Here is an 18,660-nt window from a genome sequence, read left to right on the forward strand (position 1 = left end):
ATGATTTATAGCATAACTTACTTGTTATTAACCTAAAGCCTCAGCACCCGCTACAATCTCTAAGATTTCAGTAGTGATGGCTGCCTGACGCGTTCTGTTGTAAGTTAATTTAAGCTCTTTAAGCAACTCTCCGGCATTATCAGTAGCCTGATCCATAGCTGTCATACGAGCACCATGCTCTGACGCATTAGATTCCAAAATTGCTTTGTATATCTGTATATGTAAAGATTTAGGTATCAAATCTTTTACAATCTCTTCCCTTGAAGGTTGGAATATATAATCGATATCCGTGGTATTTTCCTCAGTACCCTCTGCCGGCAATACTGGTAAAAACTGCTCTTCTCTCAAAATTTGAGTAGCCACGTTTTTAAATTCGTTATATATTAACTCAACTTTATCGTAAGTACCTTCTAAAAAGCCATTCATTGCATATTCAGCAGCTTCAGTAGCTTTTTCAAAAGATACAGGGGTAAACATACTCCAGTAATCAGTAATCACATTGTAATTTCTTTTTGTGTAGTAATCCAATGCTTTTTTACCAATAGCCAGAATAGTAACATTTCCCTTATCAAACTGAGACTGGTATTTTTCCTTGATAATTCTTGTAGTAGCTTTAAATATGTTAGTATTAAAAGCTCCACATAAACCTTTATCAGAAGTAACTACTATAATTAGAATATTATTCTCAGGCCTTACTTCAGAAAAGCTTAAACTATCGTCTTCAGATGATATAGATGACAAGTTCTGTAAAATACCATTTAGCTTCTCAGCGTAAGGACGCATCTGGATAATATTATCCTGAGCTCTTCTTAGCTTAGCTGCCGCCACCATTTTCATAGCTTTGGTTATTTGCTGCGTGGAAGTTACAGACTGTATTCTTGCTTTTACTTCTTTTAAATTCGCCATATTGTCGAATATGTTAAGCAGCCAAAAGGCTGCCTAATTGCTTATTTTTAGTTAGCGTATTCTTTCGTTAAATCTTTCGCTACAGAAGCTAAAGTTGCTGTAACGTTATCATCTAATTTCCCAGCTCTTAAAGCATCTAACACATCTTGGTGCTTAGACTTTAATATATCTAAGAAGTTAGCTTCAAAGTGTCTTACTTTATTAACAGGTACATCATCAATCATACCTTTTGTAGACACAAATATAATAGCTACTTGCTCTTCAACAGACACAGGTGAATACTGTGCTTGCTTCAAGATTTCAAGGTTACGCTTACCTCTTTCAATAGTTAACTTAGTAGCTGCATCAAGGTCAGATCCAAACTTAGCAAACGCTTCTAGCTCTCTAAATTGTGCTTGATCTAATTTTAATGTACCAGCAACCTTTTTCATTGATTTAATCTGAGCAGAACCTCCCACACGTGATACAGATATACCAACGTTAATTGCAGGACGAATACCAGAGTTAAACAAGTTAGTTTCTAAGAATATCTGTCCGTCAGTAATTGAAATTACATTGGTAGGAATATATGCAGAAACGTCACCAGCCTGAGTCTCGATAATAGGAAGTGCAGTTAATGAACCACCACCTTTAACTTTACCTTTTAATGACTCAGGTAAGTCATTCATATTTTCAGCGATATCATCATTTTTAGTGATTTTCGCAGCTCTTTCTAATAATCTAGAGTGTAAGTAGAATACATCTCCAGGGTATGCCTCACGACCAGGAGGTCTTCTTAATAATAAAGATACTTCTCTATAAGCTACTGCTTGCTTAGATAAATCATCATATATTACTAAGGCAGGTCTTCCTGTATCACGGAAATACTCACCAATAGCAGCACCTGTAAATGGAGCGAAGAACTGCATAGGAGCAGGGTCTGCAGCAGATGCAGATACAACTACACTATAGTCCATAGCACCAGCCTTTTCTAAAGCTGCTACCACACCAGCAACTGTAGAGGCCTTTTGACCTACAGCTACATAAATACAGAATACAGGCTCGCCCTTGTCGTAAAATTCTTTTTGGTTTATGATAGTATCAATAGCTACGGCAGTCTTACCAGTCTGACGGTCACCAATGATTAACTCACGCTGTCCTCTTCCAATAGGAATCATTGAGTCAATTGCTTTGATACCTGTTTGTAAAGGTTCATTTACAGGTTGTCTGTAAATTACCCCAGGAGCTTTTCTTTCTAAAGGCATTTCGAAAGTTTCACCTTCGATAGGTCCTTTACCATCTATTGGGTTACCAAGAGTATCTACTACTCTACCAACCAATCCTTCTCCTGCGTTTATAGAGGCGATTCTACCAGTTCTTTTAACTGTATCACCTTCTTTAATTCCTTTTGACTCACCTAATATAACAGCACCAACATTGTCTTCTTCAAGGTTAAGAACCAATGCTCTCAAACCATTCTCAAATTCAAGAAGTTCACCTGATTGTGCTTTAGACAAACCATAAATACGAGCAACACCGTCACCTACCTCAAGTACGGTACCTACTTCTTCGAGCTCGGCCTCGGTTTTCGCCCCCGATAGTTGTTCCCTAAGTATAGCTGAAACTTCGTCTGGTCTTACATCTGCCATTGTATATGTGATCTAATTTAAAATTCTTTGATATATGGATTTTGACTGAACTTATGTTCTAGTGCTTTAATTTTACTTCTTATTGAATCGTCAATCTGTTGGTCTCCCACTTTTAAGATATAACCACCAATAATATCGGCATCTACCTTTTCTACTAAATCAACGTTCTGTTTTGATGAAATCTTTTTTACCAGTGCTTCCATCTCTGCTCTCAACTCCGCAGTCAAAGGCACAGCAGTAGTAACCTTTGCCATTTCAACTCCTTTATGAGCATTATACTGGATATGAAACTCTTTAGAAATAGCAGGTAGTAAACCTTCTCTATTTTTGCGAGATAATATTTCAAAAATTGAAAGTGTTAGCTCATTTGCTTTTCCTTCAAATATAGCCTTTAAAATATTTCTCTTTTTGTCGTTTCTAATAATCGGATTTCTAAGCATAAGCACGAAATCATGATTACTGTGACAAATAGAGTCGAAAACTTTCATATCTGCATGTACTTCCTCCAAAACACCTCTTTCTTCAGAGAGTTCTAGCAAAGACTTAGCATAACGGGTAGCGGCTCTATATTCAGACATTTTTATTAATTAAGCTTAGCGTCTTTAACAAACTTTTCTATCAACTCTTTTTGAGATGCCTCATTACTAAGGTTCTGTCTCATTAACTTCTCAGCTACTTGTAACGACAATGTAGCCACTTGAGTTTTTACTTCAGCAAGAGCTGCTTTCTTCTCAATGTTGATAGCAACACGTGCATCCTCAATCATTTTTGTAGCTTGCTTTTGCGCATCAGCTGTAGCTTCATCTTTTATTGATGTTGCAATCTGTCTTGCATCTTTCAATATTTCATCGCGCTCCTGACGAGCCTCTTGCAATAACTTCTCATTCTCAGCTTTTAATTGAGCCATCTCTTTTTTGGCGTTCTCAGCAGAGTCCAATGCATTTTGAATAGACTCCTCTCTGATTCTTAACGATTGAATGATGGGTTTCCATGCAAACTTCGCTAACAATAAAAGAAGGATTAAGAAAATCAAAGCTTGCATTATAAACAAGCCGGGTGAAAAGTCATTTAACAACTGATCCATTATATATTATTTTGTCGTTTTATCTAGTCAATTTAAATGAAACACATCTTGCGCCTACCGCAACAAGATGTGTTTTCAATTTTTTACATTATTTTCCTAAGATTAAAGCACCGAATGCTAATCCTTCTAATAATGCTCCAATGATAATCATGGCAGTTTGGATTTTTCCAGCTGCTTCAGGCTGACGAGCAATACTTTCCATTGCTTTTCCACCGATTTGGCCAAGTCCAATACCTCCACCAATTACGATTAATCCTGCTCCAAGTAAATTGTACATGTGAATTGATTTAAATAATTAAACAAAAACTCTTTATTAATGATGGTCGTGCTCTTCTACTGCCATACCTATAAACAACGCTGAAAGCATTGTAAAAATATATGCTTGTAGAAATGCTACTAATACTTCTATGATTGATATGAATAATGACAGCGCTAAGGAAATACCCGTTGCTGCATATACTCCAAACTGAGCCTTCATTATTATCGTTAATGCTATTAAGCTCATTACTACAAAGTGACCTGCTGTAATGTTTGCAAACAAACGAATTAATAAAGCGAAAGGCTTAGTAAACATACCTAATACTTCAATAGGTGCTAAGATTATTTTCATTGGAATTGGCACACCTGGCATCCAGAAAATATGTTTCCAATAATCTTTGTTACCACTAAACTGCACTATAATGAATGTGAATAGTGCTAAACATACCGTAACTGCTATGTTACCTGTTACGTTAAATCCTAGTGGCGTAAGACCTAATAAGTTTAAGATCCAGATATAAAAGAAAGCCGTTAAAAGGTAAGGCATATACCTTTCATATTTCTTCTCTCCGATATTTGGTCTGGCCATCTCATCTCTCACATAAATTACTAATGGCTCTAAAACTCGACCTACACCAGTAGGAATTGCTTTAGTTTTATAGTTACGAGCCAAAGCAGTAAATAAGAAAAAGATTAATGCAGAGGCAAACAACATACCTACCACGTTCTTAGTGATTGATAAATCTAAAGGACGAGTATTAGTAGGGTGGTGGTGTTCATCAAATTCGAAATCACCCTCTGCGTTAGTTTTATATATTTTTCCGTGGAAAATCTTATAATAATTGCCATCAGATTCTGCAACTGTTGTTCCATGATGAAACCTTGACGACATAAATACGTGTAAGCCATTATCCCATAATATTACGGGAAGAGGGAAGCCTACATGAGTACCGGATTCTCCCAGAGAGAAAAAGGTATAGTCGTGCGCATCTCTTAAATGGTGCTGGATATACTCATTTATTTCTTCTTTAGTATCTACAGCTCCCCCATGGTTAGGCTCTTTTTCGCCATGCTCCGATGAGGCGAAAGTGAACTGTGATAGAAATAAAAACGCAATTAATGATAAAAAGCTTACAGTTTTTTTGGACATTCCCATACTTAAACGAATATGCTATGAATTTGGGTGCAAAGCTAAGCATTTCTGAATAAGATCAACATTTTTAATGTGGTTTTTTATCAAATTTCAGATCATTAGTATTTTGTGACTACTGATTATTCATTAATCGGCCACAATATACCGCTTCAATGGCCAAAAAAATAAACATAGGGACTACAATACTCAACCTAATAGGCATGTCATAATTTTCCAGATTGGAGATAACTTCTTTATATATAAGCACAAATACCCCTACCTTGATAAAAATAGAAGCTAAATATCCATACCCTACTTGGTTAGGCAAAATAGTATTGAGAAGTTCTATAGATACAATTACCACAAGAAACGCTACCAAATGAAAAGCATACATTCCAAGTAAAGAAAATGGAATTACTGCATCTGGTGAAATTAATGTAGTATTTAAAAAATAGGCTATTGCTCCGCCAAGTAGTGCTATAGCTAAAAAAAGTAATATTCTCTTGATCATTCTTCGTTGCTGGATTTTATCACTTGGCGAATCACCATAAAAATAGAAAGAAATATAAATATGAGCGTAACTAACTTTGAGTACAGCTCTGAGTCATTGCCAGTTTTTTCATCAATATAAGTACCTAACAAATGCCCTAAATAAATAGTAACAGCCATTTGTATGGCCAAGCCAGAGTACCTTATGTAGGAATTATAAGGCTTCTGCTTCTTCTCGTTGTTGCTGGATGGGTGCTGACTCTGCTCCATTTTTATTAAATTCCTCTATCTTGATTTCTTTTGTACTCATCCCCATTTTACAGCCACCGTCAAAGGTTGCTCCAGCTTCTACAATAAGTTTATTAGTTCTTATGTTACCATGAACTACTGCAGAGGGCTTAAGAATAAGTATATCAGTAACCTCAATATCTCCAATAAGTTCACCCTCAATCTCGGCATTTTGAGCAAGCACGTTACCTTGAACACGAGCCGAATGGCCTATAGCCACCTTAGACTTAGTTCTTACATTGCCAATTACTTCTCCTTCAACTCTTATATTTCCAAAGGTTTCTATATCGCCCTTTAGTACAGTACCTTCACTTATTATATTACTGGAATTACTAATAATATCCGCCTCTTTCTTATGCTCTTTTGAATTAAACATGTTCTTCTGTACTATTTAAAAAGTTACAAATTCTTCAGGATTAACAGAGTTTCCGTTATTCCATAGTTCAAAATGAAGGTGTGGCCCATCGGTTAATTCACCTGTATTGCCTATGATGGCAATAATTTCTCCTGCATTTACAAAACTACCTACTTTCTTAAGAATTTCAGCATTGTGTTTATACACTGAAATAAGGTTGCCTCTATGCTGGACTGCTATTACGTTACCAGAATCCTGAGTCCAAGATGACATAATAACGGTACCATCTGCAATGCATTTTACGGGTTCATTCTTTTTTGATACGATATCAACACCATAATGACCTTCTTGAACATTATACGGTGAAGACACAAAACCGCTAATTGGGGAAAAGAAAAATATTTCTTGGAGCTCGTTACCATAACCTACCGAAGAAAAATTCACTAAAGACAAGTCAGTTTGCTCAAATTCTTGCCTAAACTGTGAGTCTACTGGTGAGAGCTTGCTCACATCAATATTTTCAGTTACTACTTCGTCTCCTGAAGATACGTTTTGATACTCCTCAAAAACATCAGTAGTATCGCCACTAAGTAAATGCTGAAAGTTTTTTATAAACCTATCTTTTTGATCTACCTCTAATGACAAGGAGTCCACTTTAAGGGTAAGTTCATAAAGTTTTTTGTTAGCTTCTATTTGTGCGTGTCTTGGATCAAACCATTGTGCCAACAAGGTCTTTACAAGGAATAAACTCAGCACCATTAAGATTATAAATACTGTTACGGCTAACAGTATTATCTTTGCATAGGTAAAACTGAATGTGGATTTCTCAGCAAAGTTTTCCTCATTTCTTATTATCAGCAGATAACGATTCACCAACCAACTCGAAAGTGTCTTTCTAGCCTTCAATTTTGCTGTAGGTTAAATTTGGGGAACAAAAATAGATATTATAAACTATTATTGTATTAATTATCATAATTTTTACGTTTTAATCGTGCTGCGTATTTTTTTAAGCTTTATAAGCTTACTATACACTAAAAAATAAGCAATTTTGAAGTTTATTGCAGCACCTTAACTGTAAAACGAATTTATTTAGCTTTGTTACAATTGAAACACTTTTCATTTTCATTAACGATCCTTTCATTGGCCTTGCTGGCATCATGTTCTGCCGACCGCAAAAACATTATCAGTAAAACCTTTCATAACACCACTGCGAGGTATAACGCTTATTTCTATGCTAAAAATGACATAGAAGAAATAAAAGAAATACTGAATGATAGCTACGTTAATGACTACAATAAAGTTTTAAAGATATACCCGAAAGTAGATTCTACACTGGCCGATAGCTATAAAGAACAAATTGAAGATTGCTTAAAAAAAGCTTCACTTGCCATTCAAAACCACAAAAACAGTAAATGGGTAGATGATAGCTATGTATTGGTAGGGTTGGCTAGATTTTATAGTCTCGATTATGTAAATGCCATAGAAACATTCAAATTTGTTAATACCAAAAGTGAAGATGATCAGACTCGTTTCAGAGCACTTGCACACCTATTCAGAACATTTACCGATTATCAAGAATACAATAATGCGATTTCAGTTTCGGACTTTCTTAAAAAAGAGAAGCTAAATAAAGACAATGAAAAACTTTTAGCACTGAACAAGGCACATTACTATCAAATACAAGGTGATGACGCCAATATGTTGAAAAGCCTTGTGATAGCCGCACCTCTGTTAAAGAAAAAAGACAACAACAGCAGGTATTTTTTCATCATTGGCCAGCTTTTTCAAAAACTTGGAGATGATGAAGAGGCGTACGAGTATTATAAAAAGTGTATAAAAACTAATCCTCCTTATGAGCTTGATTTCTATGCTCGACTCTACATGGCTCAAGTTACACACTTAAACAAGAGTAGTGATATCAAAGCTGCTCGTAGACTATTCGAAAAACTGCTGAGGGATAAAAAGAACAAAGAATATAAAGACAAAATTTATTATGAAATGGCTCTTTTTGAGCTACGTCAAAACAATATTGACAAGTCCTTAGAGTACCTTGAAGAATCCATTCGAGCAAGCATCGATAACAATAGGCAGAAAGGGCAATCATATTTAACAGTGGGTCAATTACAATACGATAGTCTAAGAAATTATGAACTAGCAAAAGTGTATTATGATAGCGCTGTTAGCACCTTACCTCAAGACTATGATAACTATGATGAAATTAAAAAGAGACAAGAAGTACTCTCGAATTTCGTTGAGCAACTTAACACCATTGAAGAGCAAGACAGCCTTTTGGCGCTATCAGAACTAGACTCTTCGGTAGTTATAGCCAAAATTACTGCGCAGCTGGAATTAGAAGCAGAAAAGAAAAGAAAAGAAGAAGAAAAGCAAAAAAGAGAACAAAGAAGGCAACAGTTCAGCATGCTAAACAGCTCACAAGGAGGCATTGGGGGTGTTAGCTGGTATTTTGGCAACCCTGCATCTGTAGCAATGGGACAAAACGAATTTAAGCGTGTTTGGGGCGATAGACCTCTGGAAGATAACTGGCGTGTTTCTAGTTTGGCCGCAGGTGACATAGGCAATAATAATCAAGCCGCTGACAGTACAGCCATGGCAGGTCAAAATGCACCCAATCTTCCGAATGCACCTGGAGGAAATCAGGCGCAGCAACAAGCCAATTCGGCTGACAATATTGCTAGCCGAGCAGCTCAATTATACTCACAGCTTCCGTTTTCTGCCGAAGCAAAACAAAGTGCATTAGATTTAATTGAAGGTGCTTATTTTAAGCTGGGCAACATCTATTATTTCGACCTAAAAGAGTTAGAAAATGCCTCTGAAACCTTTGAAACTTTATTGAGTAGATTTCCCGAAACAGAAAATGAACCGGAAGCTCTTTACCAACTTTATCTGATTAATAAGGCCTTAGGCAAAGACACTAGTAAGTATAAAGACACGCTATTAAGCAAGTATCCTAACAGTACTTATGCCAAATTAATCCTTAACCCTAACTATACTGAAGAAAGCCAAGCGGCTACAGAACAATTAAAAATTGTATATCAAAAAGCCTACAAGCTTTATAAACAAGAAGATTTTCAATATGCCAACTATGTGCTTGATTCAGGTTTAAATAAATATGACGAAACCTTGTTCTCTGCCCGCTTAGAGTTATTGAAAATAATGATAATTGGTAAAACAGAAAACATCAATGTATATCAGTTTGAACTCAATAATTTTATAAGCAAAAAACCTGATAATGAAATAACTCCATATGCTAAAGAGCTATTAGAGGCATCGAAGAAATTTCAGAAGAAGCAACAACGTTTATTGGGTACTAAGTTTAGTAATTACTTTGAACAGCCACACTATTTTGTACTAATTTTTGATGCCAAGCAAGGCCTTACAGATAAGTACCTAAAACTGTTGAAGGAATATAATACCAGTCATTTTAATGAGCTAAATTTAAACGTTAGTAGCCTTTCTTTAGACAAAGAGCATCACCTCGTAATGGTAAGCCCATTAAACGAAAAACCAGAGGCTAATAAATATTATAAAGCTATTATTAGCTCTGATGTATTAAAAAGTAATGAGAGTAACTTTAAATTATATAAATTTGTAATCACAAAAGATAATTTTAATATACTTTACGAAAGCAAAGACATTGAAGCTTATTTAAGCTTTTTTAATAAACACTATTAATTGAATGGACGCTAAGAAAAGCAACTTTACATTTAAAGACATCATTAGCAAGAAGAGCAAAGTGCTGAAAGTAATGTCAATTTTTTTATGGATATGCTTCTTCCTGTTTGTGATAGGTATACCTACATATATTGCAACTGTAAGTGCTGATATGTTTGGGCTTTATGGAGGCATGCCTAGCCTAAAAACACTAGAAAATCCGGAAAATGATTTAAGCTCAGAGCTACTCTCAAGTGATGGAGTTTCATTAGGTAAATATTTTAGAAACAACAGAAGTAATGTTACTTACGAAGAGTTATCTCCACAGTTAGTTAATACTTTATTATCTAGCGAAGACCACCGTTTTTACCTTCACCCAGGTATAGACTTTACAGGGCTTATTCGTGCTATTGTAGGCAAATTAACATTTAACTACGCTGGTGGTGGTAGTACCATTACTATGCAGTTAGCTGAAAACTTATTTAATACCATGACCGAAAATGAAGGTAAGCTATATAAAGTTGGAGGTGTAAGAGATATAATTATCAAAACCAAAGAGTGGATGATAGCCGTTCATTTAGAACGTAACTTCACTAAAGAAGAAATTATAGCCATGTATTTCAATACAGTTTCTTTTGGTAGTAATGCCTTTGGAATAAAAACAGCTGCAGAAACTTTCTTTGGGAAATTGCCTAGTGAATTGAATTATGATGAATCAGCCGTATTAGTGGGGCTATTACAAGGAACTACTGCCTTTAGTCCTGTTTACCATTACGATAGAAGTGTAAAGAAACGTAATCAAGTATTAGGAAAAGTATATCGTCATGGTCACTTGTCTAACACGGAATACGACTCTTTAATAGAAACACGAATCAATCTTGATAATTACAATGTTGCTAACCAAAACAAAGGTTTAGCGCCATATTTCAGAACAGTAATAGGAAATTATCTTCGAACTTGGTGTAAAAACCATGGCTACGATTTATATGAAGATGGTTTAAAAATATATACTACCATTGATAGCCGTATGCAACGCTACGCTGAAGAAGCGGTGAATGAGCACATGAGTGAACTACAGGAAGTATTCAATAGACACTGGGAGGGCAGAAACCCATGGCGCAGCGTTGACGGAAGGGAAAAACCAAACTATATCGAAAACAGTTTTAAGAGATTGCCATACTATAGAGAACTGGTAAAAAAATATGGTAAAGGAAATGACTCCATCAATATTATAATGAATACCCCGAAGAAAATGACGGTATTCTCATATAAAGGAGAAGTAGATACCACCATGAGCCCGCTAGACTCATTGAGTTATTACAAACATTTTCTACATACAGGTTTAATGGCCATGGATCCACATACCGGCCACATTAAAGCTTGGGTAGGAGGTATAAATAAAAAATATTTCAAATTTGACCACGTAAAGCAAGGAAAAAGACAACCTGGTTCTACATTTAAACCATTTGTTTACGGTACAGCTATTGAGCAAGGTTACCCTCCATGTTATAAAGTCAGAGATGTAATGGTAACATTCCAAGTGCCGGGAGATCCTCCAACTTGGTCTCCACCAAATGCTGACGGTACTTATGGTTCTGGCGAAGAGATGACCATTAGGCAAGGGATGGCTAGGTCTGTAAATACCATCACAGCTTACTTAATGAAAGAGGTTAAGCCAAAAAACGTGGTAGACTTTGCTCACCGTGTTGGTATTCAAAGTGCCCTTGACCCTGTACCCTCGTTATGTTTAGGAGTAAGTGACGTTAATATTTATGAATTGGTTGGTGCATATAGCACATTTGCCAATTTAGGAATATATACTCAACCCTATTATATAACCAGAATTGAAGATAAGAATGGTAATGTAATAGAAAACTTTGTTCCTAAGACAAGGCAAGCCATCAGTCAACAAACAGCATATAAAATGTTATATATGCTAAAAGGTGGAGTTGAAGAAAGGGGAGGTACCTCAGCAGGTATTAATATGGAACTCAAACTTAATAATGAAGTAGGAGGTAAGACTGGTACTACTAACAGTGCCTCAGATGGTTGGTACATGGGAGTTACGAAAGATTTGGTTACCGGAGTATGGGTAGGCGGAGAAGAGAGTGGCATCCATTTTAGAAACTGGACATTGGGGCAAGGCGCTAAAACAGCCCGACCAATTTGGGAGAAATTTATGCTAAAAGTTTATCGAGATAAAGAAATAGGTATCAAGAAAGGAAATTTTGATCGTCCAACAGGAGGTATAGATGTTAATCTAGACTGTAGTCGATATAACACACCCGATCCCAATGAAGAAGAAGGCGATGATACTAAAGAAGAACAGTGGAACGATGATAATTTTCAGTAATACTTAATGCAAGAACCTAAGTTATTAGTTCAAGACAGAAACTTATTACCTAACTCTCCTGGAGTGTATAAATTTTACAACACCCAGGATGAGTTAATTTACGTAGGAAAAGCCAAGAGTCTAAAAAAAAGGGTCAGCAGTTATTTCACAAAATCCCATCAGCTGAACAGAAAAACTCGAAAACTAATCTCAGAAATTAAGGAAATAGCATATGCTGTGGCCAACACCGAGTTTGATGCTTTACTGCTGGAAAACAACCTCATAAAGCAAAATCAGCCCAAGTATAATATTCTTCTTAAAGACGATAAGACATACCCATATGTTTGTGTTGTTAATGAAAGGTTTCCTCGGATAATTTCAACAAGGAATTTTGACCCTACATATGGTCAATATTTCGGGCCATTTTCTAGCGTAATAGCGATGAAAAACATACTGGACTTGATAAGGAAACTTTATACCATTCGCACATGTAAACTGAATTTATCTCCATTAAATATACAGCAAGCCAAGTTTAAAGTTTGTCTCGAATATCACATTGGTAATTGTAAGGGCCCATGTGAAGGTTTACAAGAAGAGGATAATTATCAAAACGAAATCGAACAAGCAAAACAAATACTAAGAGGTAATTTATCTGTAGCGAAGACATACTTTAAAGAGCACATGATGCAGGCCGCGGAGAAATTAGAGTTCGAAAAAGCTCAGTTATTTAAAGATAAACTACTGTTATTGGATAAGTTCCAGTCCAAATCCACCATCGTTAATCCTAAGCTTAGTCAGTTAGATGTTTTTTCAATAGTAAGCGAAAAGCAAAAGGCCTTCGTTAATTACATGCAGGTAAAAAACGGATCCATAATATTGGCTAAAACAGTAGAGATAAAAAAGAAATTAGAAGAAAGCAATGAAACTGTATTAGAGCAAGCCGCGGTACACCTAAGAGAGGAACATCAAAGCTTGAACAGAGAAATCATTTCTAATTATGAAATTGAACTAGGAGAACAGGTTACTATCACCATTCCTCAGATAGGAGATAAGAAAAAGTTGCTGGACCTATCCCTTAAAAATGCACTAGAATATAAAAGAGATAAAATCAGTAAATCTGGTAAACAAAGGTCGAATGAGACTTTAGAACAGCTTCAAAAAGACCTACGTCTACCTGACTTGCCAGACCACATTGAATGTTTTGATAACAGTAACTTGCAAGGAACAAACCCAGTAGCTTCTATGGTTTACTTTAAAGATGGTAAACCATCAAAGAAGGACTATAGGCACTTCAATATTAAGACGGTAGTTGGACCCGATGATTTTGCCTCTATGAAGGAGATTGTCCACAGACGCTATAGTAGGCTTTTAAAAGAAGATCTCCCTCTACCTAAGCTCATCGTAATAGATGGAGGAAAAGGACAGCTTAGCAGCGCTTGTGAAGCCCTAAAAGGAATTGGATTATATGGCTCTATTCCGATAGTAGGTATAGCCAAGAGGTTAGAAGAAATCTACTTTCCTGAAGACTCCATTCCAATACACATCAATAAAAAATCACAATCCCTATTTCTACTACAACGAATAAGAGATGAGGCTCATAGGTTCGCTATTACATTTCATAGGAATCAGAGAAGCAAAAACTCTTTTGGAACAGAGTTAGAAACTATACCTGGGATAGGAAAATCTACCGCGGATAAATTACTGTCAGAATATAAATCAGTAAAAAAAATAAAAGAATTAGACTTAGCACAATTAGAACAGGATGTAGGAAAAGCTAAAGCCAAAATAATTCTTGATTATTTTAATAACGCAAAAAAGCCTTAAAGTAAACTTTAAGGCTTTTTTTATCAGTAAAACTGACCTTCATTAATTAGATCTTAAAATTCCCAAAGGTTATGTTCCTTTTCCATTAATTGCATTTCCCACCATTCAGCAGCCATTACAGCCTCCATACGTGAGTCATACATATCAACTATTGGGTCATCATCAGGGTTTTCAAATTTAAATAATGATGCTCTGAATAATCTTAACTGAAATGCTTCAGCGAAATTTTTGTTCTCAGCACTATTATATCTGTTTACCCAACGTGCCTTATCAGGATGCTCCTTACAAATTTGGAACAGATCCTTATATTTTAGTACAACCAATGGTAATTCAACTCCATCCAAAGTCTCAGACCCAGGAATAATCAACTGAATAGATTGTGGCTTAAAATATAATCTTGATCTTCTTTTATCAAAAATCACATCCTCTTTCCATCTGATCAAACTGATTTGTCTTGGTAAGAATAAGATTGCATCCCCAACACCGGGAGTTTCTTCCCAATCATCAGGAGATTCAGAAGGTACTGAAATAACCTCATCGAAAATTGCAGAGTAAACCACTCCATTATATTTAACTTGGTCACCTTCATAATACTCTATACCAGATTCCCATGCAGGAACCTCCAATCCCTCTTGATAAACCAATCTCTGCATGAATTCATCCTTGCTAATTTTCTTTGTCAAAGAATCATTCGCATAAAGATCCGCTAATTCTCCAGATTTAATGGCATCTAAAATAAATGCTGTTAACTCACCCCCTCTTGAAAAGAAACCTTTGTTTTGTTTCTCCTTCAAATCAATAGTTCTCCACACAGTTCTTTTAAACAAATGCTCATAGCGCGGAATCGGCTCTATTGAATTAGGGTTATACTGTTCTAGTTCATCCACCTGCGCATACATAGGAGTAGCCAACAACCCCAATAAGACAACCAGTATAATTTTGTTTAAACTCTTCATTTAATCTCCTTATTAAAATTAATCTATAGGAACACTATATATAGCTGTAGCAGGTTTCACTCTCTCGTTTTCTCCTTGATAAGTTCTTCTTACTACATTCTCTACTTTTATAATCAAATTGTCCCCTTTTCTGAATTCACTTCTCCAAGCTCTTAAGTCAATATTCTCAGATGTGAAATCTCCAGCTTTTACTTGTCTACCAGACCTAGCTAACTTAACATTAATTTTAGTCACTCTATATCTAGCATCTTTAGGTACTTCTCTAGCAAAGTTTTCATCAGGCTCTGCACTTACCTTAAGAGTTGTAAGAGCTGCAGCACTAACACCTTTTTCAAAATCAACTGGTCTGTTTCTTGAAGTGATTTCAATTGATGGAGGCGGAACCTTCTTAACATCAAACGTTTCAGTTCCCAATACGTTTCCACCGTTGCTAACAGTTAACTTAACTTTACTTCTACCTTTAGGAATAACTGTTACTAAACCTGTACGACTACCTTTAACCACTGTTGCTTCACTAGAAGAGAATGAAGGACTATAACTAGTACCTAAAGCAGGAACTTGAATATCCAACTCATTTCCACAGTTCATATATAATGCTTGTAAAGCAGCTGATCTAACCTGAATAACAGGCTTTACAACATAATAAGTGTGGTTAATGGTGTAAGTAGTGTCATTTATACTAATTTGAGCTTTAAAACTCTGCTCAGACATATTAGTTTTGGAATCATAATTTGTTGCTTTAGCTGCAAACGAAACTTTACCAAATTTGATTCCTTGTTCATTGGTTTCAGTAGGAACAGACTTTCCATTATACATGAAAGTCGGGTTCATTCCACTAGCCGCTGCAGTAATGAATAAATCTGCCTCAAAGTCAGCTCCTGATGCAACCACATTTGAAGAAGGTCTAATCAAAGGAACAACTTTGTCAAATGTAATGTCTTTTGCTCCAACTTTCTCTGCCAAAAGTTCCAGTGCTTTAGTTTCATATGATAACAATTCGTTTTCTAATTGACTAATTGTTGCCATACCAGCAGCGGTCGGAGATTCGCCAAAATAATACTCAGAGAAATCCTTTTTCGCTTGATTAGGATCTTTTGCAGCTAAAGGTATATCCTTAGCATCCCTTGCCAATGGAGTAAATTCTGTACCAGTTATAGAACTAAGTTTAGAAGAATACTCATTTAACTTTTCCTTTAGTTTTTCACCTTCCTTCTGACGAATCATAAGGTTAGCAACACCTTCAGTATCCTTAGCACCCTTAAGTGTACCTTGTTCATCTTTACCGCCAGTGATTTCTACCATCTGCTCTCTAAGGCCATTCATATATGACAATAGATCGCTAGTCATTTTATTGACTTCCTTAGCTCTAGTTAAAACCTTAACATCGTCCCCTCTGTTTCCCTTCTTTGCTATTTCAGCAGTAATACTTCCTAAGGTTTGGCTATTTTTCTCTACCATAGCCTCACCTGCTTGTTTCAAAGTTTCATCTATAAATACAAACTTCTCCAGAACGGCACTACTTACGTTTAATGCTAGCATAGCTAACAATACTAAGTACATCATACCGATCATCTTCTGTCTTGGGGTTTCCTTTCCTCCAGCCATATTACAATCGTATTTTTAATGAATAATTCATTTCCATATCAATATTTACTTATCCTTTTTTAGGACTATCACCTCTCATAGCTGTAAGCATGTTTCCATATACAGTATTAAGAGAAGTTAAATTAGTAGTAAGCTTATCAAGTTCATTTGCAAAAGTTTTGGTTTTTTCACCAGCTTTTGTCATTCCCTCTAAAGCTCCTGCCATATTGGTATAGAACTTACTCATTGCTTTCACGTGGCTATCAGCATCTTTCAATTCCATTTCATACACTGTATTAAGAGCAGTTAAATTCTTAGTAGCTGCCTGAACTTGTGCATGATATTCTTTAGAATCTTTAGTAGCGCTTGCCATAGAAGTTAGAGCTTGTGCAGTAGTTGCATAAGACTTATTCATTTCTCCTAAAGCTTGAGAAGCAGTTTTTACATTTTTTGCATAATCATTAGTAGCAACAGCTGCATCAGATAAGTTGGACATTTTTGATGCAGAATCAGCCAAGTTTTTCATGCCTTTTCCTAGGCTATCTATTAAATCTTGACCGATTTTAGACTTCTCTAACATGTTATCTAATTGTTGAGTAGCACTTGGTCCTGATGCTTTTGCTGGAACTTTAGCTCTTGGAGCAGCACTTCCTTCAAAATCATCTGCTAATTCAGGGTAAACTTTAGACCAATCTGGATCAGCGTGAGGAGGCTCGAATGCACTTAAAAAGAAAATCAGTGCTTCAGTTGTTAAACCAACAATCAACATAATATCAGCACCTTTTAAGTGCAAAATTTTAAACAAAGCACCAACGATAACTACTGCACCACCAATACCATATACTTTTGGCATAATGGTTCTATATAATAGCTCTGCAAATCCGCCTTTCTTTTTACTCATTGTCTTAAGGTTTTAATTAATGAAGTTAATTTTAATGGGTTTGAAATATTAAAAAATAATTTTAAAACTCTGCACCAGATGATCTCCCCAGATGAGTCATTGCATTTCGGAATCCGATATATGCTCTTACAGAATCTTTAAATTCGAAAGTTCTAGTTCCAGTCTCTAAATAGTAAGCAACATCTTTCCAAGAGCCTCCTCTAATAACCTTCTTAGGAAGAATCTCTGGATTGTACTGTACACTTTTAGGGTCTGTTCTCTTATCAATAAACTGAGGGTTAAGATCCCACACAGTAGGAACTGAAACAGGACTAAAGTCATCTAAACACCATTCAGATACGTTTCCTGCCATATCATATAAACCATAGTCATTAGGGAAATACTGAGCCACAGGCGCTGAATAAGAGAACCCATCATCATAATAATTTCCACGACCAGGCTTAAAGTTAGCAAGCATACAACCTTTAGCGTTACGGATGTAAGGGTTACCCCAAGGATACTTTGCCATATCACGTCCGCCACGAGCAGCGTATTCCCACTCAGCTTCGTTAGGCAATCTGAAAGAAGGCATTGGAACATCACCAACACTTATTCTATAATCAGCCCAATATCTGGTTCTCCACTTACTAAAATAAACAGCAGCCTCCCAGTTTATCCCTACTACAGGATAATCATCATAACCAGGGTGCCAATAATAGTAATCCTGAACAGGATCACCCATATGATGAGCGAAGTCACGCACCCATACTGTTGTATCGGGATAGTAATCACTCATTATCTTGTCCTCTCCTAATACACTTACAGAATCATCAAATAAGTGATTAACGAACTGACGATATTCATTGTTAGTGATTTCTGTATCATCCATGTAGAATGACCCAATAGTAATTTGCTTATTGAAATTTATTTGGGTCGAGGCAGGGTCTTCATCAGCTTGTCCCATGTGAAAGGTACCAGCAGGAATTGGAACCATACCGTAAGGGAGCGTCATCACCCAACCTTCCCGACCAGGCACACCGACCAGCTCTCCTTGGTCTCCTCCTCCGCCTCCCAGGCCTAAGAGTCCACAACCTCCTAATATTGCTGGTGCCAACAACAACAATGAGTAGAGGAATCTTCTTGTAACTTTACGCATAACACTTTTCTTTAAAACTCTTTAACTTAAATACTAAGTTAAAGCCAACCATTTTGTTTGTTTTTAATTTTTGAAGTGGAAATATATAAAAAAAAATCAATTTAAAATCTTCGATG

The 18,660-nt window shown here is 36.1% G+C and carries 17 protein-coding genes; 3 read left to right on the top strand and 14 right to left on the bottom strand.

What is annotated here, in order from left to right:
* Positions 1-27: 27 nt before the first annotated feature.
* The 10 genes from atpG to ACXACQ_RS03585 form a co-directional block, all read right to left on the bottom strand.
* On the bottom strand, positions 28-906 hold the full coding sequence (gene atpG, locus ACXACQ_RS03540; protein WP_474974547.1) for an ATP synthase F1 subunit gamma: 879 nt from the start codon (positions 904-906) through the stop codon (positions 28-30).
* A gap of 47 nt (positions 907-953) precedes the next feature.
* Positions 954-2,534, bottom strand: coding sequence for a F0F1 ATP synthase subunit alpha (atpA, locus tag ACXACQ_RS03545; RefSeq protein WP_474974548.1), 1,581 nt, complete (start codon positions 2,532-2,534; stop codon positions 954-956).
* 17 nt (positions 2,535-2,551) lie between these two features.
* Positions 2,552-3,112, bottom strand: a complete 561-nt coding sequence (gene atpH, locus ACXACQ_RS03550; protein WP_474974549.1) for an ATP synthase F1 subunit delta — start codon at positions 3,110-3,112, stop codon at positions 2,552-2,554.
* Positions 3,113-3,117: 5 nt separating this feature from the next.
* On the bottom strand, positions 3,118-3,618 hold the full coding sequence (locus ACXACQ_RS03555; RefSeq protein ID WP_474974550.1) for a F0F1 ATP synthase subunit B: 501 nt from the start codon (positions 3,616-3,618) through the stop codon (positions 3,118-3,120).
* Between the two features lie 88 nt (positions 3,619-3,706).
* Entirely contained in the window at positions 3,707-3,895 is a 189-nt protein-coding gene (atpE, locus tag ACXACQ_RS03560) for an ATP synthase F0 subunit C (protein ID WP_474974551.1), read from the bottom strand.
* 36 nt (positions 3,896-3,931) lie between these two features.
* Positions 3,932-5,026, bottom strand: coding sequence for a F0F1 ATP synthase subunit A (atpB, locus tag ACXACQ_RS03565; RefSeq protein WP_474974552.1), 1,095 nt, complete (start codon positions 5,024-5,026; stop codon positions 3,932-3,934).
* 115 nt (positions 5,027-5,141) lie between these two features.
* Positions 5,142-5,519: a DUF6168 family protein gene (locus ACXACQ_RS03570; RefSeq protein WP_474974553.1), complete on the bottom strand. Its 378-nt coding sequence runs from the start codon at positions 5,517-5,519 to the stop codon at positions 5,142-5,144.
* A complete protein-coding gene (locus ACXACQ_RS03575) occupies positions 5,516-5,767 on the bottom strand; it encodes an AtpZ/AtpI family protein (RefSeq protein WP_474974554.1) in 252 nt (83 codons plus the stop codon). The genes ACXACQ_RS03570 and ACXACQ_RS03575 overlap by 4 nt, the downstream gene beginning before the upstream one ends.
* On the bottom strand, positions 5,712-6,161 hold the full coding sequence (locus ACXACQ_RS03580) for a bactofilin family protein (protein WP_474974555.1): 450 nt from the start codon (positions 6,159-6,161) through the stop codon (positions 5,712-5,714). The genes ACXACQ_RS03575 and ACXACQ_RS03580 overlap by 56 nt, the downstream gene beginning before the upstream one ends.
* Positions 6,162-6,176: 15 nt before the next feature.
* Positions 6,177-7,046 carry a M23 family metallopeptidase gene (locus ACXACQ_RS03585; protein WP_474974556.1) on the bottom strand — a complete coding sequence of 290 codons (870 nt, stop codon included), beginning with the start codon at positions 7,044-7,046 and terminating at the stop codon, positions 6,177-6,179.
* Between the two features lie 198 nt (positions 7,047-7,244).
* On the opposite strand from ACXACQ_RS03585, the gene porW reads away from it, so the two are divergent.
* Genes porW through uvrC form a run of 3 tightly spaced genes read left to right on the top strand, consistent with a single transcriptional unit; the run spans position 7,245 to position 13,968 of the window.
* Complete coding sequence (gene porW, locus ACXACQ_RS03590; protein ID WP_474974557.1) at positions 7,245-9,833, top strand: type IX secretion system periplasmic lipoprotein PorW/SprE; 2,589 nt, start codon at positions 7,245-7,247, stop codon at positions 9,831-9,833.
* Positions 9,834-9,837: 4 nt separating this feature from the next.
* Complete coding sequence (locus ACXACQ_RS03595; RefSeq protein WP_474974558.1) at positions 9,838-12,165, top strand: transglycosylase domain-containing protein; 2,328 nt, start codon at positions 9,838-9,840, stop codon at positions 12,163-12,165.
* Between the two features lie 6 nt (positions 12,166-12,171).
* Positions 12,172-13,968, top strand: coding sequence for an excinuclease ABC subunit UvrC (gene uvrC, locus ACXACQ_RS03600; protein ID WP_474974559.1), 1,797 nt, complete (start codon positions 12,172-12,174; stop codon positions 13,966-13,968).
* A 53-nt stretch (positions 13,969-14,021) separates the two neighbouring features.
* Here uvrC and porN read toward each other — a convergent pair whose 3' ends face one another.
* The 4 genes from porN to porK all read right to left on the bottom strand — a co-directional run bounded on the left by porN (position 14,022) and on the right by porK (position 18,544).
* Positions 14,022-14,924, bottom strand: a complete 903-nt coding sequence (gene porN / locus ACXACQ_RS03605; RefSeq protein WP_474974560.1) for a type IX secretion system ring subunit PorN/GldN — start codon at positions 14,922-14,924, stop codon at positions 14,022-14,024.
* Between the two features lie 18 nt (positions 14,925-14,942).
* Entirely contained in the window at positions 14,943-16,529 is a 1,587-nt protein-coding gene (gene porM / locus ACXACQ_RS03610; protein WP_474974561.1) for a type IX secretion system motor protein PorM/GldM, read from the bottom strand.
* A gap of 49 nt (positions 16,530-16,578) precedes the next feature.
* Complete coding sequence (gene porL, locus ACXACQ_RS03615) at positions 16,579-17,409, bottom strand: type IX secretion system motor protein PorL/GldL (protein WP_474974562.1); 831 nt, start codon at positions 17,407-17,409, stop codon at positions 16,579-16,581.
* Positions 17,410-17,470: 61 nt separating this feature from the next.
* Positions 17,471-18,544 (bottom strand): T9SS ring complex lipoprotein PorK/GldK, encoded by a 1,074-nt coding sequence (porK, locus tag ACXACQ_RS03620; RefSeq protein ID WP_474974563.1) that lies wholly within the window; start codon positions 18,542-18,544, stop codon positions 17,471-17,473.
* Between the last annotated feature and the right edge of the window lie 116 nt (positions 18,545-18,660).

Source organism: Fulvivirga sp. AWR4_260 (genome assembly GCF_056158185.1).